The sequence below is a fragment of the Streptomyces sp. NPDC058674 genome, from assembly GCF_042716505.1.
Classification (GTDB): domain Bacteria; phylum Actinomycetota; class Actinomycetes; order Streptomycetales; family Streptomycetaceae; genus Streptomyces.
On record NZ_JBHXSC010000042.1, the window covers coordinates 34,056 to 55,085 of the forward strand.

Here is a 21,030-nt window from a genome sequence, read left to right on the forward strand (position 1 = left end):
GCCGCTCCCGATTTTGTCGGTATGGGGTAATTTACCGCCCGGGGCCAGCGGGTAGCGTTCGCGCCGATGACAGATTCGTTCGACGACCCGCCCCCGACGCCTCCCTCCGAACGCGCCTCCCTGCGCGACGGCGTCCGCTTCGCCTTCGGCACCCTCACCGTGCTCCCGGCCCGCATCACCCGCTGGGACCGCCCCGCCGCCCGCTCCGGCATGGCCTGCGCCCCGCTCGCCGGACTGGTCGTGGGCCTGCTCGCGGCCGTGCCCGGGGTGCTCCTGCTGGTGCTCGGCGGAGGCCCGCTGCTCGCCGCCGCCGTGACCGTCGCCGTACCGGCCGCCCTCACCCGGGGCCTGCACCTCGACGGTCTCGCCGACACCGCGGACGGCCTCGGCAGCGCCAAGCCGGCCGAGGCCGCGCTGCGCATCATGAAACAGTCCGACATCGGCCCCTTCGGCGTCGTGGCCCTGCTGCTGGTCCTGCTCGTACAGGTCGCCGCCCTGGCCGACGTGTACGCCGAGAGCTGGGCGCGGGGCGCCCTCGCGGCCGTACTGGCAGCCGTCACCGCCCGCCTCGCCATGACCCTCGCCTCCCGCGAGGGCATTCCCGCCGCCCGGTCCGGGGGCCTGGGCGCGGCGGTCGCCGGCGTGGTCCCGCGCGGCGCGGCGGCGGCCCTGACCGCCCTGGTCGCGGGGGCGGCGGCGCTCGCCGCGCTCCCGCTGGGCCCGCCCGCGGCGGTCCAGGCCGCCGCCGCCGTGGCCGCCGCCCTGCTGACCGCCGAGCTGCTCCTGCGCCGCTGTGTCCGCCGCTTCGGCGGAGTCACCGGGGACGTCTTCGGGGCGCTGTCCGAGATCGCCGCCACCACCCTCCTGATCGCCGTGGCCCTCGGCTGAGGCCCGGCGGGGGGACGGCCCGCGCCCCCTCGGCCCGGGCGCGCCGGTGCGTGCCCGTACCCTCGGGGGGTGGACGAGACGGGGAGTCAGACGCGGGGCGACGCGCCCATCAGGGTGCTGCTCGCAGACGACCAGGCGCTGCTGCGCAGCGCCTTCAGGGTCCTCGTGGACTCCGAAACCGACATGGAGGTCGTCGGCGAGGCCTGCGACGGGGCCCAGGCCTTCGAGCTCGCCCGGCGCGAACTCCCCGACGTCGTCCTCATGGACATCCGGATGCCCGGCACCGACGGACTCGCCGCCACCCGGCTGATCAGCGCCGACCCGGACCTCGCCGCCGTGCGCGTCGTGATGCTGACGACCTTCGAGGTCGACGAGTACGTGGTCTCGGCCCTGCGGGCGGGCGCCTCCGGCTTCCTGGGCAAGGGAGCCGAGCCCGACGAGCTGCTCAACGCCATCCGCGTCGCCGCCGCCGGCGAGGCACTGCTCTCCCCGGCGGCCACCAAGGGCCTCATCGCCACCTTCCTCGCCCAGGGCGGCCGCTCCGACGCGCCCGCCGCCGGGGCCGCGCACGCCGAACGGCTCGCCGCGCTCACCGGCCGCGAGCGCGAGGTGCTGGTCCTGGTCGCGGCGGGACTCTCCAACGACGGGATCGCCGGCCGGCTGGAGGTCAGCCCGCTGACCGTCAAGACCCACGTGAACCGCGCGATGGCCAAGCTCGGCGCCCGCGACCGGGCCCAACTGGTCGTCGTCGCGTACGAATCGGGACTGGTCCGGCCGCGCGCCGAGTAGGCCGCCGCGGGCGGGCCGCGTCCGCCCGGGCGAACGCCGGAGGGGCGGCCCCGTGCGGGGCCGCCCCTCCGGCGTTCGCGGGCAGGGCCCCGCGCTACGGCAGGGCGAGCATCCGCTCCAGGGCGAGCTTCGCGAAGCTCTCCGTCTCCTTGTCGACCTGTATCCGGTTGACCAGGTTCCCCTCGGCCAGGGACTCCAGGGTCCACACCAGGTGGGGGAGGTCGATGCGGTTCATGGTCGAGCAGAAGCAGACCGTCTTGTCGAGGAAGACGACCTCCTTGTCCTCGGCGGCGAATCGGTTCGCCAGGCGCCGGACCAGGTTCAGCTCGGTGCCGATGGCCCACTTGGAGCCTGCCGGGGCCGCCTCCAGGGCCTTGATGATGTATTCCGTCGAGCCGACGTAGTCGGCGGCCGCCACGACCTCGTGCTTGCACTCGGGGTGGACCAGGACGTTCACGCCGGGGATGCGGGCGCGGACGTCCTCGACCGACTCGACCGAGAAGCGGCCGTGGACCGAGCAGTGCCCGCGCCACAGGATCATCTTGGCGTTCCGCAGCTGCTCGGCGGTCAGGCCGCCGTTCGGCTTGTGCGGGTTGTAGAGCACGCAGTCGTCCAGGGACATGCCCATGTCGCGGACGGCGGTGTTGCGCCCCAGGTGCTGGTCCGGGAGGAAGAGCACCTTCTCGCCCTGCGCGAAGGCCCACTCCAGGGCCTTCTTCGCGTTGGACGAGGTGCAGATCGTGCCGCCGTGCCTGCCGGTGAAGGCCTTGATGTCGGCGGAGGAGTTCATGTACGAGACCGGGACCGTGGTCCCGGCGACGCCGGCCTCGGTCAGCACGTCCCAGCACTCGGCGACCTGCTCGGCGGTGGCCATGTCGGCCATCGAGCAGCCCGCGGCGAGGTCGGGCAGGACGACCTTCTGGGCGTCCGAGGTGAGGATGTCCGCGGACTCGGCCATGAAGTGCACGCCGCAGAAGACGATGTACTCGGCCTCCGGGCGGGCGGCCGCGTCCTTCGCCAGCTTGAAGGAGTCGCCGGTCACATCGGCGAACTCGATGACCTCGTCGCGCTGGTAGTGGTGGCCGAGGATGAAGACCTTGTCCCCGAGCTTCTCCTTGGCCGCGCGGGCGCGCTCCACCAGGTTCGGGTCCGACGGCGAGGGCAGGTCGCCGGGGCATTCCACCCCGCGCTCGCTCTTGGGGTCGGCCTCGCGGCCGAGCAGCAGCAGGGCAAGGGGCGTCGGCTGGACGTCCAAGGGCTGGGCGGTGGTCACGACACGCACCCTTTCTGTTCTGCGACAAGGGGAATTCTGGAGGGCATCGCTTCGACTTCTCGTCTATTTGACGCTATCTATCATAACCGCTTCACGTCAGTTTGACGATGCCGATAGCGTCAATGTGACGAATTAGCCCGTGCCGCGCCCCGCGGGCGCCCCGGCCGCTTCCCCGCCCCCGCCGCCGGCCGCACGCACCCCCCCTCCGCGTGTGGTGTGCGAGCATGAATGTCTGAGACAAGCGTCGGGTCCGGAATGAATCCGCGACCCCGCTCGTTGCCACCGACGGCAAGAGTCCGACGTTTCCCTGCCTGAGGCGGGGAGCCGCCCACTTCGGGAGTGAATGCAGATGTCCGTACAGGACGACAAGACCACCGTGAGCGACGGCATCCTCCTGTCCGACGCCGCCGCCGAAAAGGTCAGGACCCTGCTGGGGCAGGAAGGCCGCGAGGACCTGGCGCTCCGCGTCGCCGTCCAGCCCGGCGGCTGCTCGGGCCTGCGCTACCAGCTCTTCTTCGACGAGCGCTCCCTCGACGGCGACGTCGTCAAGGACTTCGACGGAGTGAAGGTCGTCACCGACCGGATGAGCTCCCCGTACCTGCACGGCGCCTCGATCGACTTCGTCGACACCATCGAGAAGCAGGGCTTCACGATCGACAACCCCAACGCCACCGGCTCCTGCGCCTGCGGCGACTCGTTCAGCTAGGCCTGGACCCCTCCGTACGACGAGGGCCCGCCTCCGGTCGCATCGACCGGAGGCGGGCCCTCGTCGCGTACCGCGCACCGCCTACTGGCGGGGCAGCGGCTTGCCCGTCGTCGCGTCCAGCACCTTCCGGTCGCCCAGCGGCTGCTGGAGCGTCGCGGTCAGGGACATCTCCTGCGCGATCATGATGCAGGCCTGGCCCGGCTTGCTCGGGGTGTCCGTGACCTTCACCAGGACCGAGCCGGCCTGCTCCCGCGCCTCCACGGCGTAGGTGCTGCACGGGCTGCCCCAGAAGTTCACCGTCAGCTTCCGGTCGGCCTCCGCGTACGAGAACCCGGGCACGGTACGGCCGTCCTTCGGGCCGGGCGTGCTCTCCCGGGCGTCCGCGGGCTCCGTCACCGTGCGGCCGGGGCCGCCGTCCCTGCCGGCCACCTCGAAGTGCCAGGCCGGGACCAGGCCCCGTGAGCCCTCCACCGTCCCCGGGACCAGACCGAGCACGGCGCCCTTGACCGTCTCCGTCCGCGGCGGCTTCACCGGCCGCGGCTCCGCCTTGCAGGGCGCGGTGTCCGTCGCCCCCGCCGGGGCGTCCGGCTCCAGCGGCACCGTGGTCGCGCAGGCGCTCGGGGCGGGACCGGTGCCGTCCGAGCCGCCCGAGCGGGCGTTCAGCCTGGCCAGCGCCTCGACGGCGCCCACCACCGGCTGCTCCGCGGCCCGGACGGGAGCCTTCAGCTCGCCGCTGCCCGACACCACCGAGGAGTCGGCGCCGACGCCCACCTTCGTGGACCAGCCCTGCGTGGGCAGCCCGCCGACCACCGGGTCCGCCGAGACCACCCGGACCGAGCCCTGGACCAGCCGGGCGTCGGACTTCGCCCCGGCCTGGCCCGCGGCGGCCAGCACGGGAGCGGCGGCGGCCTTCGCGGCCTCCTCCGACACCGGCGCGCCGGAGCCCGCCGTGCCGGGGCCGGCCCCGTCGGAACCCGCCCCGCCGGAGTCCCGGGGGAGGGTGGCCGGGCCGCAGGTGTCCTTGCCGCGGACGCAGTCGTCCCCGACGCCGCTGCCCGTGCCGTCGCCCGGCCCCCGGCCCCGGAAGCGGTCGAAGTTCCAGGTCCCGGGCGCCGTGCGGGTCACCGTGAGCCGGGGCCCCGAGCCGTCGGCGGCCTCTCCGGCCAGCCAGACGTCGCCCGTCAGCCGCGGAGCGCCGGGGACGCCGAGGGCGGCGGCGAGCCGGGCCACCTCCTCCGCCGTCACCTCGCCGGACGCGGCGAAGGCGGGCGCGGTCGCCGGAGCCTCCGGAAGTCTCACGTCCGCCCGGTAGACCACCCCGCCGCCGGCCGGATCGGGCTCACCGGGGGCGATGCCGGGCCCCGAGGGGCTCCCGGCCTCGCGGGGGGCCGCGGCCGCGCTGTCGCCCGTACGGCCGGCCGGCGCACCGTCCCCGTGGGCGGTGGACGCCCAGTAGGCGGTACCGCCGCCCGCCAGCAGGACGGCCGCCGCGATCGAGCCGATGGCCCAGGCGGGCCGCCGCCGTGCGCCGCGTGATGTGTCGGGTTGGTCGGACTGCTCGCCGGTCACCGCATCGCTCCTTCACCTGTCCGTCGTACTGACGCGGGTGTGACGGAACAGACGCGCAAGCGGTTCCCCCGGCCCGCTACTGGTCCCCGTACGCGGCGGTCGAGGCGATCAGCCGCGCCGACGCCGGGGGCACGCTGATCCCGTGGATCTGCGAGGGCGCCACCCGGGCCGGCCGGGGGCCCGCCGGGACCGCCCAGTGCGGGGCCATCCGGGCGCAGTCGCCCAGCAGGCGGGTGAAGCCGGCCTGGCGCGGGCCTTCCGCGACGCGCGCGTCGGCGGTGTACTCGGTGTAGCCGAAACCGTCGGTGTAGGTCATGTGGGCACCGTAGGCACGGCCACTCACGGGAAGAAAGAGCTACTACGGGGTAGTTTCGGCCGGTCGGCCCGCCGCCGTCGACGGGGTAGTTTTGACTGTCCCTTGCCGTCCTCCGCAGGAGCGTCCACGCCGTGCGCATCGCAGTCACCGGCTCCATCGCCACCGACCACCTCATGACCTTCCCCGGCCGATTCGCCGACCAGCTGGTCGCGGACCAGCTGCACACGGTCTCCCTCTCCTTCCTCGTCGACAACCTCGACGTCCGGCGGGGCGGTGTCGGCCCGAACATCTGCTTCGGCATGGGTCAGCTCGGCAGCCGCCCGGTCCTGGTGGGCGCGGCCGGCTACGACTTCGACGAGTACCGGGCCTGGCTGGACCGGCACGGCGTCGACACCGAGTCCGTCCGCATCTCCGAGGTGCTGCACACCGCGCGCTTCGTCTGCACCACGGACGCCGACCACAACCAGATCGGCTCCTTCTACACGGGCGCGATGAGCGAGGCCCGCCTGATCGAGCTCAAGGCCGTGGCCGACCGCGTGGGCGGCCTGGACCTGGTCCTGATCGGCGCGGACGACCCCGAGGCGATGCTGCGCCACACCGAGGAGTGCCGGACGCGGGGCATCCCCTTCGCCGCCGACTTCTCGCAGCAGATCGCCCGGATGGACGGCGACAACATCCGCACCCTCATGGAGGGCGCGACCTTCCTCTTCTCGAACGAGTACGAGAAGGGCCTCATCGAGTCGAAGTCGGGCTGGACGGACGCGGAGATCCTCGCCAAGGTCGGCACCCGGGTCACCACCCTCGGCTCCAGCGGCGTCCGGATCGAGCGGGCCGGCGAGGCCCCGATCGTGGTCGGCTGCCCCGAGGAGACCGCGAAGGTCGACCCGACGGGCGTCGGCGACGCCTTCCGCGCCGGGTTCCTGACCGGGCTCGGCTGGGGCGTCGGCCCGGAGCGCGCGGCGCAGGTCGGCTGCATGCTGGCGACGCTGGTCATCGAGACGCTCGGCACCCAGGAGTACACCCTGGCCCGGGCCCACTTCATGGAGCGCTTCACCAAGGCGTACGGCGACGAGGCCGCGGCGGAGGTCCGCACCCACCTGGCCGCGTAGCCGCCCCGGGACGCCGTGCGCGGCCGCCGCCGCACTGTCCGAGCCCCGCCCGCGACCGGGGCGCGGAGCCCGGTCAGTGGAGGCGGCGGACCGTGTACGCCGTGCCCGCGGGGCGGGCGGCCTCGCCCAGGTAGGCGTGCCCCCGCATCGCGCACCAGGCCGGGACGTCCAGCCGGGCCACCTCGTCGTCGGAGACCACGGTCACGGTGCCGCCCACCGGCACCCGCCCGACGGCCCGGGCCAGCTCGATCACCGGCTGCGGGCACCGCAGGCCGAGCGCGTCCAGCTCCAGGGAGTCCGCCTCCGGCGCGGCCGGGGCCTCCCCGCCCGCGCCGAGCCTCTCCCGTACGCCCGCGACCGCGCCCGGCAGCACCTCCAGGAAGGCGTTGACCTCCTCCGCCGTGGTTCCCGGCGGCAGGGACACCCGTACGTTGCCCTCCGACAGCACCCCCATCGCCCGCAGTACGTGACTGGGGGTCAGCGTGGAGCTGGTGCACGAGGAGCCCGAGGAGACCGAGAAGCCGGCCCGGTCCAGCTCGTGCAGCAGGCTCTCCCCGTCGACGTACAGGCAGGAGAAGGTGACCAGGTGGGGGAGGCGGCGGTCCGCGTCGCCGACCACCTCCACGTCCGGGACCAGGCGCACCACCCGCCGCCGGATCCGGTCCACCAGGACCCTCAGCCGGGCGGCCTCCGCCTCCGCCTCCGCCCGGACGGCCCGCAGCGAGGCCGCCGCCGCCACGATCGCGGGGAGGTTCGCGAAGCCGGGGGAGCGGCCCGACTCCCGCTCGTCCGCCGGGTGTCGGGGGGCGAAGCGGACCCCCTTGCGGACCGCGAGCAGGCCGACCCCGGGCGGTCCGCCCCACTTGTGCGCACTGGCGGCCAGTACGGACCAGCCGCCCTCCACCGGGCCCCAGCCCAGCGACTGCGCGGCGTCGACCAGCAGCGGCACCCCGGCCTCCGCGCAGACCTCGGCCACCTCCGCCACCGGCTGGACGGTGCCCACCTCGTGGTTGGCCGTCTGGAGGCAGGCCAGCGCGGTCGACGCGCCCAGGGCCGCGCGGTAGCCCGCCGCCGTCACCGCACCGAGCCGGTCGACCGCGACCTCCGTGACCGTGCCCCCGGCCGCCGCGTGCGCCGCCGCCGCGTGCAGTACAGAACTGTGTTCGACCGCGGACAGGACCAGATGGCCGCCGACGCGCCGGCGGCCGGCGAGGGCCCCCGCGACACCCGTGTGAACCGCGTGCGTTCCCGAAGGAGTGAACACGAGCTCGTCGGCCCGGCACCCCACCGCCTCCGCGGCCGCCTCGCGCGCCGCGTCCAGGAGCAGCCGGGCGCGCCTGCCCTCCCGGTACAGCCGGGCCGGATCGGCCCAGCCCTCGTCGAGGGAGGCCTGCAGCGCCTGCCGGGCCACGGGGTGCAGGGGAGCGGCGGACGCGCTGTCGAAGTACGGCATCCGGCCACGCTAACCGGAGCCTCGCCGGAGCCGGGGTCAGGGGCCGTCAGTTGCCGTCCGCAGGCGCCCGTTCAGGGCCGTTCGCGCGGTCCCCCGGACGGCGGAACCACCCCTTCGGGGTCAGTAGCGGCGCGTTGGGCACCCTCCCCGCGCGACCCCAAATAGCGTCCAGTAGGGTTTGGTCCGCATAAACATCCAAACCCCTGCCTGCGTCAGGGCCGGCGACCGACCCGAACACGGCCGCGGCCGGCCGCGCGGGCCGAGACTCTCGGGAAGGCGCTACGTGAGTCCCTACGGCTCCGACCGCTCGCCGCGGCGCCCGATGCGGCGGAAGCTGCTGCAGGCGCTGACTGCGGGCGTGGTCCTGGCGACCGCCACTGGTTGCTCGTATACATGGAAAGACTTCCCCCGCCTCGGAATGCCGACCCCGGTGACCGAGGAGGCTCCGCGCATCCTCTCCCTGTGGCAGGGATCCTGGGCGGCCGCGCTCATCACGGGCATCCTGGTGTGGGGCCTGATCTTGTGGAGCGTCATCTTCCACCGGCGCACCCGGACGAAGATCGAAGTTCCCGCGCAGACCCGGTACAACATGCCCATCGAGGCGCTGTACACCGTGGTCCCGCTGATCATCGTCTCCGTGCTCTTCTACTTCACCGCGCGTGACGAGTCGAAGCTGCTCGCCCTCTCCCCCAAGCCGGCGCACACGATCAACGTGGTCGGCTTCCAGTGGAGCTGGGGCTTCAACTACGTCGAGAACGTCGACGGCGACGCCAACACCCCCAAGCGGAGGGCGCTGCCCAAGGCGGAGGGTGCGAACGAGGCCGAACCGCAGACGATGACGCAGGTCCCCAAGGAGCTCGACTCCATCCCGGACCGCTTCACCAAGGACTTCCCGGCGGGCGCCGAAGGCGTCTACCAGAAGGGCGTCCCCGGCGACCGCAACCCGCAGACGGGGAACCCGGGGCCGACCCTCGTCCTGCCCAAGGGCGAGAAGGTCCGCTTCATCCTGTCGTCGAACGACGTCATCCACTCCTTCTGGGTGGTCCCCTTCCTGTTCAAGCAGGACGTCATCCCGGGCCACACCAACGTCTTCGAGGTCACCCCGACCCAAGAAGGCACCTTCATGGGCAAGTGTGCCGAGCTCTGCGGCGTCGACCACTCCCGGATGCTCTTCAACGTCAAGGTGGTCTCGCCCGAGAAGTACCGGGCGCACCTGAAGGAGCTGGCGGAGAAGGGGCAGACCGGTTTCCTCCCGGCCGGCATCAAGCAGACCGACCCGGCCCGGAACGCGGAGACGAATAAACTGTGAGCATCCTCAACGAATCCCAGGGTGCCGCCGCAGCTGACTCGTACGAGAACGAGCTGCCGGTACGGCGCAAGCAGCCGGGCAACGTGGTCGTCAAGTGGCTCACCACCACCGACCACAAGACCATCGGCACGATGTACCTGGTCACGTCGTTCGTGTTCTTCATCATCGGCGGGATCATGGCGCTCTTCATGCGCGCCGAGCTGGCCCGACCGGGCACGCAGATCATGTCGAACGAACAGTTCAACCAGGCGTTCACGATGCACGGCACGATCATGCTGCTGATGTTCGCGACGCCGCTGTTCGCCGGATTCGCGAACTGGATCATGCCGCTGCAGATCGGTGCGCCCGATGTGGCGTTCCCGCGGCTGAACATGTTCGCGTACTGGCTGTACCTCTTCGGCTCGACCATCGCGGTGGCCGGTTTCGCGACGCCCAACGGCGCCGCCGACTTCGGCTGGTTCGCCTACTCCCCGCTGTCGGACGCGGTCCGCTCGCCGGGCATCGGCGCCGACATGTGGATCATGGGTCTGGCCTTCTCCGGCTTCGGCACGATCCTCGGCTCGGTCAACTTCATCACCACGATCATCTGCATGCGCGCGCCCGGCATGACGATGTTCCGCATGCCGATCTTCACCTGGAACGTCCTGCTGACCGGTGTCCTGGTCCTGCTGGCCTTCCCGGTGCTCGCCGCCGCGCTCTTCGCGCTGGAGGCGGACCGCAAGTTCGGTGCGCACGTCTTCGACGCGGCCAACGGCGGCGCCCTGTTGTGGCAGCACCTCTTCTGGTTCTTCGGACACCCAGAGGTGTACATCATCGCGCTGCCGTTCTTCGGCATCATCTCCGAGGTCATCCCGGTCTTCTCCCGCAAGCCGATGTTCGGCTACATCGGTCTGATCGCCGCGACCATCTCGATCGCCGGCCTCTCGGTGACGGTGTGGGCCCACCACATGTACGTCACCGGCGGTGTGCTGCTGCCGTTCTTCTCCTTCATGACCTTCCTGATCGCGGTACCGACCGGTGTGAAGTTCTTCAACTGGATCGGCACCATGTGGAAGGGCTCGCTGTCCTTCGAGACCCCGATGCTCTGGGCCGTCGGCTTCCTGATCACCTTCACCTTCGGTGGTCTGACCGGCGTCATCCTGGCCTCGCCCCCGATGGACTTCCACGTCTCCGACTCGTACTTCGTCGTCGCGCACTTCCACTACGTCATCTTCGGCACCGTGGTCTTCGCGATGTTCTCCGGCTTCCACTTCTGGTGGCCGAAGTTCACGGGCAAGATGCTGGACGAGCGGCTCGGCAAGATCACCTTCTGGACGCTGTTCGTCGGCTTCCACGGCACCTTCCTGGTGCAGCACTGGCTGGGCGTCGAGGGCATGGCGCGCCGTTACGCGGACTACCTGGACGCCGACGGCTTCACCGCGCTGAACACGATCTCCACGATCAGCTCGTTCCTGCTCGGCCTGTCGATGCTGCCCTTCCTCTACAACGTCTGGAAGACGGCGAAGTACGGGAAGAAGATCGAGGTCGACGACCCCTGGGGCTACGGCCGTTCGCTGGAGTGGGCGACGTCCTGCCCGCCCCCGCGGCACAACTTCCTCACCCTGCCGCGGATTCGTTCCGAGTCGCCGGCGTTCGACCTGCACCACCCGGAGATCGCGGCCCTCGACCACCTCGCGGACCACGACGCCGGCACCAAGGCAGTCACCGGCGGCAAGGAGGCCGGCAAGTGAAGATCCAGGGCAAGATGTTCCTCTGGCTCTCCTTCTTCATCCTGATCATGGCCGTCGTGTACGGCGTGTGGTCGAAGGAGCCCGTCGGCACCACCGCGCTCTTCCTGGCCTTCGGCCTGAGCGTGATGATCGGCTACTACCTGGCCTTCACGGCCAAGCGCGTCGACGAGATGGCCCAGGACAACCTGGAGGCCGACGTCGCCGACGAGGCGGGCGAGCTGGGGTTCTTCGCCCCGCACAGCTGGCAGCCGCTCTCCCTGGCCATCGGTGGTGCGCTCGCCTTCTGCGGCGTCATCTTCGGCTGGTGGCTCATGTACTTCTCGGCCCCGGTCATCCTGATCGGCCTGTGGGGCTGGGTGTACGAGTACTACCGCGGTGAGAACCAGAACCAGTAGCAGCACCCTCGCGACGGCGTCGTGAGGCACCTGGGGCCCGGACACCTCTTCGGAGGGGTCCGGGCCCCTCGTTTGCAGTCACCCCGCGCGCCGTAATTGTCATATCTTCATAGCGTTGCTCCCATGAACCACTCACCGCGTCTTTGGACGGTAATCGGCTGCTCCCTGCTGGTCGCGTCCCTCGGGGCCGGCGCCACCGCATGCGGGTCGGGCGACGACGACAACCCGCTGTCCGCCCGCCCGTACGACGCGGGCGAGCAGATCGCCTTCAACCAGGCCCCCGGCAGCCGCCCCGTGGACCCCGACAAGCCCCTCGAGGTCACCACGAAGGGGGGTGAGGCGCGCATCACCGACGTGTTGGTCGTGGACACGCACGGACGCCGCCTGGCGGGCGAGCTGTCGGCGAAGGGCGACCGCTGGCACAACACCGTCCCCATGGCCGCCGGGGTCCGCTACACGGTCACCGTGAGCACCGAGAACGCCAAGGGCGCCCCAGGGCTGCGCACGGCCGTCTTCGAGACCACCCCGGCCAAAGGCGTCCTCTCGGTCGAGTTCGGCCCGGACGAGGGCAAGTACGGCGTCGGGCAGCCCATCACGGCCGAGCTGAGCGAACCCGTCAAGGAGAAGGCCGCCCGCGCCGTCGTCGAACGGGGGCTCGTCGTCGACACCCCCCCGGGCGTCGAGGGGGCCTGGCACTGGGTCGACGACAAGAAGCTCCACTACCGCCCCAAGGAGTACTGGCCCGCCCACACCACCGTCTCCGTACGGAGCAATCTGGAGGGCGTCAGGATCTCCGACCACGTCTACGGCGCCGCGGCCAAGCCGCTGAAGCTGGAGATCGGCGACCGGGTGGAGGTCACCACCGACGCCTCCTCGCACTACCTCACGTTCAAGCGCAACGGAGAAGTGATCAACACCATTCCGGTGACCACGGGGAAGCCCGGCTTCTCCACGCGCAACGGCGTGAAGGTGGTCCTCGGCAAGCAGTACTTCGTCCAGATGCGCGGCGACACCGTGGGCATCGGCGGCAGCGAGTACTACAACCTGCCCGTCTACTACGCCACGCGCGTCACCTGGAGCGGTGAATACGTCCACGCCGCGCCGTGGTCCGTCGGCTCCCACGGCTACGCGAACGTCAGCCACGGCTGCACCGGCATGAGCACCGGTAACGCCGCCTGGTTCTACGAGAACATCAACGAGGGCGACATCGTCCAGGTCGTCAACAGCATCGGCGACGACATGGACATCTTCGGCAACGGCTTCGGCGACTGGAACATGGACTGGAAGGACTGGCGCCAGGGCAGCGCCCTCCTCAAGGGCACCCAGGAGGGCCGCAGCACGATCGACCAGACCCGCCTGCGGCCCACCGTCTGACCGCGTCCCGGCCCGCCCCCGGACCCGGTCCGGGGAGCGCCGCCGCGTGCCGTCCCCGACCGGGGACGGCACCTGCGCCACCCGCGGGCACGTCAGCCGTACGGGGGACGGCGCGGACCGGCGCGGAGGTCAGGCGGCGGACGAGGCCAGTCGGGCCCGCAGGAGGGCCGCCAGGGCGTCCGCGAACGCCACCGGGTCCACCGGAAGGGTCACCGCCGCGTCCGCGCGGCTCCAGGTGGCCAGCCAGGCGTCCTGGGGACGCCCCATGAGCAGCAGCACCGGGGGGCACCGGAAGATCTCGTCCTTGATCTGCCGGCACACGCCCATGCCCCCGGCCGGGGCCGCCTCGCCGTCCAGCACGCAGACGTCGATCCCGCCCGCGTCCAGCGCGGACAGGACCGCGGGCAGCGTCGCGCACTCCAGGAACTCCACCGGCGGCAGGTCGGCGGCGGGCCTGCGCCCGGCCGCCAGCCGCACCTGCTCCCGGGTGCCCGAGTCGTCGCTGTAGACCAGAACCCGCGCAGTCGCCCGCATTTCGTTCCTCCACGTGTCCCGTGAATGACGTTGATGTTGCGCGGGATGCTACTCCTCCCGATGCGCTGTCAACATCGGTTCGGACAGGCTCGCCACTGACGCGCGGGGGGCGATCTGATGGGCCGTTCGGGCCCTGCACACGCCCCGGACACTCCGAACGGCACCCCCCGGGGTGAGGGCGGGATAAGCGACCGACATAATGTCGGTCGTGGCGACAGCAACGACAGTAGATACCGGGCACGCGCACCCGACGGTCAACCGGCCGAACCTCGTCAGCGTGGGAACCATCATCTGGTTGAGTTCCGAGCTGATGTTCTTCGCGGCCCTCTTCGCGATGTACTTCACCCTGAGATCAGTGACGGGTGCCGAGTACTGGACAGAGCAGGCTTCGGCCTTGAATCTGCCCTTCTCGGCGACGAACACGACGATCCTGGTGCTCTCCTCGCTCACCTGCCAGCTCGGCGTATTCGCAGCCGAGCGCGGTGACGTGAAGAAGCTCCGGTCGTGGTTCATCATCACGTTCGTCATGGGTGCGATCTTCATTGGCGGCCAGGTGTTCGAGTACACCGAGCTGGTCAAGCACGAGGGCATGAGCCTCTCGTCCGGTCCGTACGGCTCGGTCTTCTACCTGACCACGGGCTTCCACGGTCTGCACGTGACGGGCGGCCTCATCGCCTTCCTGCTGGTCCTCGGCCGGACGTACGCGGCCAAGAGGTTCACCCACGAACAGGCCACGTCGGCCATCGTCGTGTCCTACTACTGGCACTTCGTCGATGTCGTCTGGATCGGCCTCTTCGCCACGATCTACCTGATCAAGTAGCGATCACGTCACCGGGCCCGACCCGGCACTCCATCCAGACACACCGACGCAGAAGATCCTGACACCGGGGTAATCCGTGAAAAAGCTCTCCGCACGACGACGCCATCCGCTGGCGGCGGTCGTCGTTCTACTCTTCGCGCTGGCGGCCACCGGGGGGCTGTACGCCGCCTTCGCCCCCGCGGGCAAGGCGCAGGCCGATGAAACCGCCCAGTCCCTCGCCATCGAGGAGGGCAAGAAGCTCTACGCCGTCGGCTGCGCAAGCTGCCACGGAACCGGCGGTCAGGGTTCCTCTGACGGCCCGAGCCTGGTTGGCGTCGGCTCCGCGGCAGTCGACTTCCAGGTGAGCACGGGCCGCATGCCCGCCCAGCAGCCCGGCGCCCAGGTGCCGAAGAAGCCCGCGATCTACACGCAGGCACAGATCGACCAGCTGGCCGCGTACATCTCCTCGCTCGGCGCCGGCCCGATCACGCCGACCGAGAAGCAGTACGACCCGGCCGGTGCCGACATCGCCAACGGTGGTGTGCTGTTCCGCAACAACTGCGCGCAGTGCCACAACTTCACCGGCGAGGGCGGCGCACTGACGAACGGCAAGTACGCCCCGAACCTCGAGGACGTCTCGCCGAAGCACATCTACGAGGCCATGCTCACCGGCCCGCAGAACATGCCCTCCTTCCCGGACAGCACCATGCCGGAGAAGCAGAAGAAGGACATCATCGCGTACCTCCAGAACGTGAACGGTGACAAGTCGACCAACCCCGGAGGGCTCAAGCTCGGTGGCCTCGGCCCCGTCTCCGAGGGTCTGTTCGGCTGGATCTTCGGTCTGGGTGCGCTGATCGCTGTCGCCGTCTGGGTCGCGGCCCACACCGCTAAGGCCAAGAAGTCATGAGTAGCCAAGAGATTCCCGAAGTCAAGCACCTGCCGAGTGAGCAGGGCGACGCGCACCACGGTGGCGTCGCGGTCGCGGACGACCCGTTCGCCGACCCGGGCCTTCCGGTCCACAAGCCCCGTATCCAGGACATCGACGAGCGGGCGGCGAAGCGCTCCGAGCGCACCGTCGCGATGCTGTTCACGCTGTCGATGCTGGCCACGATCGGCTTCATCGCGTCCTACGTGATCTTCCCGGTGGACAAGATCGTCTACATCTTCCCCATCGGGAAGGTGAGCGCGCTCAACTTCTCGCTGGGCATGACGCTGGGCACGGCGCTCTTCTGCATCGGCGCGGGCGCGGTCCACTGGGCCCGCACCCTGATGTCCGACGTCGAGGTCGCCGCCGAGCGCCACGAGATCGCCGCCCCGCCGGAGGTCAAGGCGCAGGTCCTGCAGGACTTCGCCGACGGCGCGCGCGAGTCCGCGATCGGTCGCCGCCCCCTGATCCGCAACACGATGCTGGGCGCGCTGGCCATGCTGCCGCTCTCCGCCCTCGTGATCATGCGCGACCTGGGGCCCCTGCCCGAGGACAAGCTGCGCAAGACCATCTGGGCCAAGGGCAAGCTGCTGATCAACGACAACACGGACGAGCCGCTGCGTCCCGAGGACGTCCTGGTCGGTTCGCTGACGTTCGCCCGGCCGGAAGGCCTGGACGAGCACGCGCACGACTTCCAGACGCAGATCGCCAAGGCCGCCCTGATGATCGTCCGCATCCAGCCGGACGACATCAAGGACAAGCAGGAGCTGGAGTGGTCCCACGACGGGATCGTGGCCTACTCCAAGATCTGCACCCACGTCGGCTGCCCGATCAGCCTGTACGAGCAGCAGACGCACCACGTGCTCTGCCCGTGCCACCAGTCCACCTTCGACCTCTCCGACGGCGCCCGAGTCATCTTCGGCCCGGCCGGTCACGCGCTTCCGCAGCTGCGGATCGGCGTGAATGACGAAGGCTTCCTCGAAGCGCTCGGCGACTTCGAAGAGCCCGTCGGGCCTGCATTCTGGGAGCGCGGATGAGCACTGCCACTACGAATTCATCAGCCGCGGGCGCGGCGGGCAAGCCGGGGCGCAAAGCGCCGGCCGGCGAGCGCGTGGCCGACTGGGCGGACGGCCGCCTGGGCATCTACGGCCTCGCCAAGGCCAACATGCGCAAGATCTTCCCGGACCACTGGTCCTTCATGCTGGGTGAGATCTGCCTCTACAGCTTCATCATCATCATCCTCACGGGTGTGTACCTGACGCTGTTCTTCCACCCGAGCATGAACGAAGTCGAGTACCACGGCTCGTACGTGCCGATGCAGGGCGTCCTGATGTCCGAGGCCTTCGCCTCGACGCTGGACATCAGCTTCGACGTCCGCGGCGGCCTGCTGATCCGCCAGATCCACCACTGGGCCGCGCTGATCTTCGTCGCGGCGATGCTCGTGCACATGATGCGCGTGTTCTTCACCGGCGCGTTCCGCAAGCCGCGCGAGGTGAACTGGGTCTTCGGCTTCCTGCTGCTGGTCCTCGGCATGTTCACCGGGTTCACCGGCTACTCGCTGCCGGACGACCTGCTGTCGGGTACCGGTGTCCGCTTCATGCAGGGCGCCATCCTGTCCGTCCCGGTCGTCGGCACGTACCTGTCGATGTTCCTGTTCGGCGGGGAGTTCCCGGGCGGCGACTTCGTCGCGCGCTTCTACTCGGTGCACATCCTGCTGCTGCCCGGCATCATGATGGGCCTGCTGGTGGCCCACCTGATCCTGGTCTTCTACCACAAGCACACCCAGTTCGCGGGCCCCGGCAGGACGAACAACAACGTCGTCGGCATGCCGCTGCTGCCCGTCTACATGGCGAAGGCCGGAGGCTTCTTCTTCCTGGTCTTCGGTGTGATCGCGGCCATCTCCGGCATCGCGTCGATCAACCCGATCTGGGCGCTCGGCCCGTACCGTCCGGACCACGTGTCCACCGGCGCGCAGCCCGACTGGTACATGGGCTTCTCCGAGGGCCTGATCCGAGCCATGCCGGGCTGGGAGGTCAACCTGTGGGGCCACACGCTCGTCCTGGGCGTGTTCATCCCGCTGGTGATCTTCCCGCTGGTGCTGGCCGCGATCGCGGTGTACCCGTTCATCGAGTCCTGGGTCACCAAGGACACGCGCGAGCACCACATCCTGGACCGCCCGCGCAACGTCCCGACCCGTACGGCCTTCGGTGTCGCCTGGCTCACGTGGTACGTGATCCTGCTGATCGCCGGTGGAAACGACATGTTCGCGCAGTACTTCCACCTGTCGATCAACTCGATCACCTGGTTCGCGCGGATCGGCTTCTTCGTCGGCCCGGTCATCGCCTTCGTGATCACCAAGCGGATCTGCCTCGGCCTCCAGCGCCGCGACCGCGACAAGGTGCTGCACGGTCGCGAGACCGGCATCATCAAGCGGCTCCCGCACGGTGAGTTCGTCGAGATCCACGAGCCGCTCCCGCAGGGTCAGCTGCACAAGCTCACCTCGCACACGCAGTACAAGCCGGCCGAGATCGGCCCGACGGTCGACGAGAACGGTGTCGAGCGCAAGGTGGGTGCCCTGGAGAAGCTGCGCGTCAAGCTCAGCCAGGGGTACTACGCCGAGGACAACCAGATTCCGAAGCCCACGGTGGAGGAGTACAAGGAGATCCAGAGCGGCCACGGCCACCACTGATCCCCCGCAGTACCGCACCACAGCTCGAAGGACCGGTTTCGGTCAGTCCTGGTGTCACCACGGCGAGAGCCCCGTCCAGTGTCTGGACGGGGCTCTTTGCCGTCCCCGGGGCTGGATAGGCTGAAGCCCTTCCCATTCGACGTGGGCGGCGGAAGCGGGGGCGCCCACCAGCAGCAGGAGCGGACCATGGACGTTGTAAGCCCGGCAGGCGGCGACAGCGTGGCGGCCCGTAGCTGGCCGGGCGTCCTCGACGCCCTGCTGACCGGCCGCGACCTCGGCGCCGACGACACCGCCTGGGCCATGGACCGGATCATGCGCGGGGAGGCCACCGACGCCCAGATCGCCGGCTTCGTCGTCGCGATGCGCGCCAAGGGGGAGACGGTCGAGGAGATCAGCGGGCTCGTGCGCACCATGTACGAGCACGCCAACCTGATCGAGGTGCCGGGCCGGACGGTGGACATCGTCGGCACCGGCGGCGACGGGGCCAAGACGGTGAACATCTCGACGATGTCGGCGATCGTCGTGGCCGGTACGGGCGCCAAGGTCGTCAAGCACGGCAACAGGGCCGCCTCCTCCGCCAGCGGCGCCTCCGACGTCCTGGAGAAGCTCGGCGTCAACCTCGACCTGACCCCGGCCCGCGTGGCCGAGGTCGCCGAGGAGGCCGGCATCACCTTCTGCTTCGCCGTGAAGTTCCACCCCGCGCTGCGGCACGTGGCCGGAGCCCGCAGGGAGCTGGGCATCCGGACCCTGTTCAACTTCCTCGGCCCGCTGACCAACCCGGCCCGGGTCCGCGCCCAGGCGACCGGCGTCGCCGACCCCCGGGTGGCCCCCATCGTGGCGGGCGTCCTCGCGGACCGCGGCTCCTCGGCGCTGGTCTTCCGCGGCGACGACGGCCTCGACGAGCTGACCACCACCGCGACCTCGCGCGTCTGGTGGGTCCGGGACGGCAAGGTCGCGGAGCAGCCCTTCGACCCCCGCGACGTGGGCATCCCGCTGGTGGACGTCTCCGCTCTGCGCGGCGCGGACGCCTCGTACAACGCGGACGTCGCCCGCCGCCTGCTGGGCGGCGAGACGGGCCCGGTGCGCGACGCCGTCCTGTTGAACTCGGCGGCCGCCCTGGTGGCCCTGGACCCGGGCAAGGACAGCCTGGAGGACCAGCTCCGGGCCGGCATCGCCCGCGCGGCGCAGGCCGTCGACTCGGGTGCGGCCCTGGCGGCCCTGGAGCGGTGGGTGGCGGCCAGCAACGCCTGAACCCCGCCGGTCGTTTCGCGCCAAGACCCCGGTCCACCATGCGGACCGGGGTCTTGCGCGCGGGGGATCATGTGGCAGGATGCTGACCAGGTCACGAGTGACAGCGTTTAGGCCCCGGCTTGCTGTCCGGCAACCCTCCTTCCGTGGCGGGGTGCCCCGGGTGATGACCAGGTCGTAGGCAGCGAGGTCTACGGCAAGCGCGGATCCCTCGACACCAGGGGTCCTGGTCTCTCGAGGAGCGTTTTCCGTGAGCAAGCGAATGCGATAGGGCGAATCCGCCCCTTCTTCAACCCTCGGAACAGGGTCGCCTCCGCGTACCCCCGTCCACTCCGAGGACCTTCCCGTACCCGGTCGGCCGCCGAGCCGCACCCCCGTACGGGCACACCGAAGCCATTCACCCCTGCCTGCCGGGAGATACCGCCATGTCCGCATCCCTGAACGCCGCCACCGCCGTCGCCGCCACCGCCGTGGACCCCGCCTGTGCCGAGCCGCTCGCGGTCCTCGGCCGGGACGTCACCGTCCCGCTCGTCACCGGCGGCGAGGTCACCTACGCGGCCCTCGACTACGCGGCCAGCGCCCCCGCCCTCCAGCGGGTCTGGGACGACGTGGCCGCCTACGCCCCGTACTACGGCAGCGTCCACCGCGGGGCGGGCTACCTCTCCCAGCTCTCGACCGACCTCTTCGAGCAGAGCCGCGCCACCGTGGCCCGGTTCCTCGACTGCCGCGCCGACGACCAGGTCGTCTTCACCCGCTCCACCACCGATTCGCTCAACCTGCTGGCCGCGGCGCTCCCCGCCGGCTGCCAGGTCTTCGTCTTCGAGACCGAGCACCACGCCTCGCTGCTCCCGTGGGTGGACGCCCGCGTCACCTACCTCAACGCGCCCCGCACCCCCGCCGAGGCCGTCGCCACGCTGGAGCGGGCCCTGGCCGACCGCACTGCGCCGACCGGGGAGGGCCACGGCCCGGCGCTGGTCTGCGTCACCGGTGCCTCCAACGTCACCGGTGAGCTGTGGCCGGTGAAGGAGCTGGCCGCCGCCGCGCACGCGCACGGTGCGCGGATCGTCCTGGACGCCGCCCAGCTGGCCCCCCACCACCCCGTCTCCGTGCAGGAGCTGGACGTGGACTGGGTCGCCTTCTCCGGCCACAAGCTCTACGCCCCCTTCGGCTCGGGCGTGCTCGCCGGCCGCGCGGACTGGCTCCAGGAGGCCGAGCCGTACCTCGCCGGCGGCGGGGCCTCCCGCAAGGTGGCTCGCCGGGAGGACGGCGGCGTGGATGTCGAGTGGCACACCACGGCCGCCCGTCACGAGGCCGGGTCCCCGAACGTCATCGGCGTCTACTCCATCGCCTCCGCCTGCCGCGCCCTGACCGAGGCGGGCTTCGACAGCCTCGTCGCCCGGGAGCGGCGCCTCATCGCCGCGGTGCGCGAGGGCCTGGCCGAGGTCCCCGCGGTCCGCGTGCTGTCCCTCTTCGGCGACGACGCCCCGCGCGTCGGCGTCATCTCCTTCGTGGTGGACGGCTGGAACAGCTCGCACTTCGCCGCCGCACTGTCGGCGGAGTACGGGATCGGCGTGCGGGACGGCCTCTTCTGCGCCCACCCGCTGGTCCGCACGCTGCTGGGCAGCGAGCCGCAGGAGCCGGGCGAGTGCGGTGCGCCCGAGGCGGCGCCGGGGGAGCGCTCGCTGAACGCCATCCGGGTCAGCTTCGGGGCCGGCACCCCGGACGAGCACGTGGAGCGCTTCGTGCGGGCGGTGGGGGAACTGGTCGCGGACGGCGCGAAGTGGCAGTACCGCACGGAAGAGGGCCGCTGCGTCCCGGCCGTCTGACCGGCCGGCTGCACGGGAGCGCACCGGCGCCGGGCGGCGGGGGTCGGCGTGACGGGAGGGCGGCGGCGGGGGTCGGTGTGACGGGAGGGCGGCTGCGG

Annotated in this window: 19 protein-coding genes and 1 riboswitch; of the genes, 14 read left to right on the plus strand and 5 right to left on the minus strand. The window is 71.0% G+C overall.

Going from position 1 to position 21,030, the window contains the following annotated elements; translation table 11 throughout:
* Positions 1 to 66 precede the first annotated feature (66 nt).
* Together cobS and ACFWU6_RS21500 are read left to right on the plus strand one after the other, a co-directional pair.
* Complete coding sequence (gene cobS, locus ACFWU6_RS21495) at positions 67 to 888, plus strand: adenosylcobinamide-GDP ribazoletransferase (RefSeq protein WP_383811040.1); 822 nt, start codon at positions 67 to 69, stop codon at positions 886 to 888.
* A gap of 69 nt (positions 889 to 957) precedes the next feature.
* Positions 958 to 1,677: a response regulator gene (locus tag ACFWU6_RS21500; protein WP_383811037.1), complete on the plus strand. Its 720-nt coding sequence runs from the start codon at positions 958 to 960 to the stop codon at positions 1,675 to 1,677.
* Positions 1,678 to 1,771: 94 nt separating this feature from the next.
* Here ACFWU6_RS21500 and nadA read toward each other — a convergent pair whose 3' ends face one another.
* The gene (gene nadA / locus ACFWU6_RS21505) at positions 1,772 to 2,959 is read right to left on the minus strand and encodes a quinolinate synthase NadA (RefSeq protein WP_383813274.1); all 1,188 of its coding nucleotides are present in this window, start codon (positions 2,957 to 2,959) and stop codon (positions 1,772 to 1,774) included.
* A 340-nt stretch (positions 2,960 to 3,299) separates the two neighbouring features.
* Between nadA and ACFWU6_RS21510 the strand changes: the two genes are divergently transcribed.
* A complete protein-coding gene (locus tag ACFWU6_RS21510) occupies positions 3,300 to 3,656 on the plus strand; it encodes an iron-sulfur cluster assembly accessory protein (RefSeq protein WP_267720836.1) in 357 nt (118 codons plus the stop codon).
* 81 nt (positions 3,657 to 3,737) lie between these two features.
* On the opposite strand, the gene ACFWU6_RS21515 is transcribed toward ACFWU6_RS21510, so the two are convergent.
* Positions 3,738 to 5,225 (minus strand): hypothetical protein, encoded by a 1,488-nt coding sequence (locus ACFWU6_RS21515; RefSeq protein WP_383809733.1) that lies wholly within the window; start codon positions 5,223 to 5,225, stop codon positions 3,738 to 3,740.
* Between the two features lie 76 nt (positions 5,226 to 5,301).
* On the minus strand, positions 5,302 to 5,541 hold the full coding sequence (locus tag ACFWU6_RS21520; protein ID WP_383809730.1) for a hypothetical protein: 240 nt from the start codon (positions 5,539 to 5,541) through the stop codon (positions 5,302 to 5,304).
* 131 nt (positions 5,542 to 5,672) lie between these two features.
* Between ACFWU6_RS21520 and ACFWU6_RS21525 the strand changes: the two genes are divergently transcribed.
* Positions 5,673 to 6,650, plus strand: a complete 978-nt coding sequence (locus ACFWU6_RS21525; RefSeq protein ID WP_383809728.1) for a carbohydrate kinase family protein — start codon at positions 5,673 to 5,675, stop codon at positions 6,648 to 6,650.
* A gap of 73 nt (positions 6,651 to 6,723) precedes the next feature.
* Here ACFWU6_RS21525 and ACFWU6_RS21530 read toward each other — a convergent pair whose 3' ends face one another.
* Complete coding sequence (locus tag ACFWU6_RS21530; protein WP_383982485.1) at positions 6,724 to 8,103, minus strand: cysteine desulfurase/sulfurtransferase TusA family protein; 1,380 nt, start codon at positions 8,101 to 8,103, stop codon at positions 6,724 to 6,726.
* Positions 8,104 to 8,386: 283 nt separating this feature from the next.
* Between ACFWU6_RS21530 and coxB the strand changes: the two genes are divergently transcribed.
* The 4 genes from coxB (at position 8,387) to ACFWU6_RS21550 (ending at position 12,911) form a co-directional block, all read left to right on the plus strand.
* Entirely contained in the window at positions 8,387 to 9,412 is a 1,026-nt protein-coding gene (coxB, locus tag ACFWU6_RS21535; RefSeq protein ID WP_383809723.1) for a cytochrome c oxidase subunit II, read from the plus strand.
* Positions 9,409 to 11,142 (plus strand): cytochrome c oxidase subunit I, encoded by a 1,734-nt coding sequence (gene ctaD / locus ACFWU6_RS21540; RefSeq protein ID WP_383809720.1) that lies wholly within the window; start codon positions 9,409 to 9,411, stop codon positions 11,140 to 11,142. The genes coxB and ctaD overlap by 4 nt, the downstream gene beginning before the upstream one ends.
* Complete coding sequence (locus ACFWU6_RS21545) at positions 11,139 to 11,537, plus strand: cytochrome c oxidase subunit 4 (protein ID WP_267720843.1); 399 nt, start codon at positions 11,139 to 11,141, stop codon at positions 11,535 to 11,537. The genes ctaD and ACFWU6_RS21545 overlap by 4 nt, the downstream gene beginning before the upstream one ends.
* A 123-nt stretch (positions 11,538 to 11,660) precedes the next feature.
* Positions 11,661 to 12,911 carry an Ig-like domain-containing protein gene (locus ACFWU6_RS21550; RefSeq protein ID WP_383809717.1) on the plus strand — a complete coding sequence of 417 codons (1,251 nt, stop codon included), beginning with the start codon at positions 11,661 to 11,663 and terminating at the stop codon, positions 12,909 to 12,911.
* A 129-nt stretch (positions 12,912 to 13,040) separates the two neighbouring features.
* On the opposite strand, the gene ACFWU6_RS21555 is transcribed toward ACFWU6_RS21550, so the two are convergent.
* Positions 13,041 to 13,445, minus strand: coding sequence for a hypothetical protein (locus tag ACFWU6_RS21555; protein ID WP_383809714.1), 405 nt, complete (start codon positions 13,443 to 13,445; stop codon positions 13,041 to 13,043).
* A 199-nt stretch (positions 13,446 to 13,644) separates the two neighbouring features.
* On the opposite strand from ACFWU6_RS21555, the gene ACFWU6_RS21560 reads away from it, so the two are divergent.
* The 6 genes from ACFWU6_RS21560 (at position 13,645) to ACFWU6_RS21585 (ending at position 20,932) form a co-directional block, all read left to right on the plus strand.
* Positions 13,645 to 14,265, plus strand: a complete 621-nt coding sequence (locus ACFWU6_RS21560) for a heme-copper oxidase subunit III (RefSeq protein ID WP_281204606.1) — start codon at positions 13,645 to 13,647, stop codon at positions 14,263 to 14,265.
* A gap of 76 nt (positions 14,266 to 14,341) precedes the next feature.
* Positions 14,342 to 15,151 carry a c-type cytochrome gene (locus ACFWU6_RS21565; protein WP_383809710.1) on the plus strand — a complete coding sequence of 270 codons (810 nt, stop codon included), beginning with the start codon at positions 14,342 to 14,344 and terminating at the stop codon, positions 15,149 to 15,151.
* Positions 15,148 to 16,206 (plus strand): Rieske 2Fe-2S domain-containing protein, encoded by a 1,059-nt coding sequence (locus ACFWU6_RS21570; RefSeq protein ID WP_383809707.1) that lies wholly within the window; start codon positions 15,148 to 15,150, stop codon positions 16,204 to 16,206. The genes ACFWU6_RS21565 and ACFWU6_RS21570 overlap by 4 nt, the downstream gene beginning before the upstream one ends.
* A complete protein-coding gene (locus ACFWU6_RS21575; protein ID WP_383809704.1) occupies positions 16,203 to 17,858 on the plus strand; it encodes a cytochrome bc complex cytochrome b subunit in 1,656 nt (551 codons plus the stop codon). Before ACFWU6_RS21570 ends, ACFWU6_RS21575 begins: the two co-directional genes overlap by 4 nt.
* A 186-nt stretch (positions 17,859 to 18,044) precedes the next feature.
* Positions 18,045 to 19,109, plus strand: a complete 1,065-nt coding sequence (trpD, locus tag ACFWU6_RS21580; protein WP_383982488.1) for an anthranilate phosphoribosyltransferase — start codon at positions 18,045 to 18,047, stop codon at positions 19,107 to 19,109.
* Positions 19,110 to 19,198: 89 nt separating this feature from the next.
* A riboswitch (SAM riboswitch) is annotated at positions 19,199 to 19,315 on the plus strand.
* A 216-nt stretch (positions 19,316 to 19,531) separates the two neighbouring features.
* Positions 19,532 to 20,932, plus strand: a complete 1,401-nt coding sequence (locus ACFWU6_RS21585) for an aminotransferase class V-fold PLP-dependent enzyme (RefSeq protein WP_383982490.1) — start codon at positions 19,532 to 19,534, stop codon at positions 20,930 to 20,932.
* Positions 20,933 to 21,030 lie beyond the last annotated feature (98 nt).

What these genes read in the sequence shown, in the direction of transcription:
- cobS (WP_383811040.1), top strand. Translation starts at nt 67, where the DNA reads ATGACAGATTCGTTCGACGACCCGCCCCCGACGCCTCCCTCCGAACGC.
- ACFWU6_RS21510 (WP_267720836.1), top strand. Translation starts at nt 3,300, where the DNA reads ATGTCCGTACAGGACGACAAGACCACCGTGAGCGACGGCATCCTCCTG.
- ACFWU6_RS21520 (WP_383809730.1), bottom strand. Translation starts at nt 5,541, where the DNA reads ATGACCTACACCGACGGTTTCGGCTACACCGAGTACACCGCCGACGCG.
- ACFWU6_RS21530 (WP_383982485.1), bottom strand. Translation starts at nt 8,103, where the DNA reads ATGCCGTACTTCGACAGCGCGTCCGCCGCTCCCCTGCACCCCGTGGCC.
- ACFWU6_RS21550 (WP_383809717.1), top strand. Translation starts at nt 11,661, where the DNA reads ATGAACCACTCACCGCGTCTTTGGACGGTAATCGGCTGCTCCCTGCTG.
- ACFWU6_RS21555 (WP_383809714.1), bottom strand. Translation starts at nt 13,445, where the DNA reads ATGCGGGCGACTGCGCGGGTTCTGGTCTACAGCGACGACTCGGGCACC.
- ACFWU6_RS21560 (WP_281204606.1), top strand. Translation starts at nt 13,645, where the DNA reads ATGTCGGTCGTGGCGACAGCAACGACAGTAGATACCGGGCACGCGCAC.
- ACFWU6_RS21570 (WP_383809707.1), top strand. Translation starts at nt 15,148, where the DNA reads ATGAGTAGCCAAGAGATTCCCGAAGTCAAGCACCTGCCGAGTGAGCAG.
- ACFWU6_RS21575 (WP_383809704.1), top strand. Translation starts at nt 16,203, where the DNA reads ATGAGCACTGCCACTACGAATTCATCAGCCGCGGGCGCGGCGGGCAAG.
- trpD (WP_383982488.1), top strand. Translation starts at nt 18,045, where the DNA reads ATGGACGTTGTAAGCCCGGCAGGCGGCGACAGCGTGGCGGCCCGTAGC.
- ACFWU6_RS21585 (WP_383982490.1), top strand. Translation starts at nt 19,532, where the DNA reads ATGTCCGCATCCCTGAACGCCGCCACCGCCGTCGCCGCCACCGCCGTG.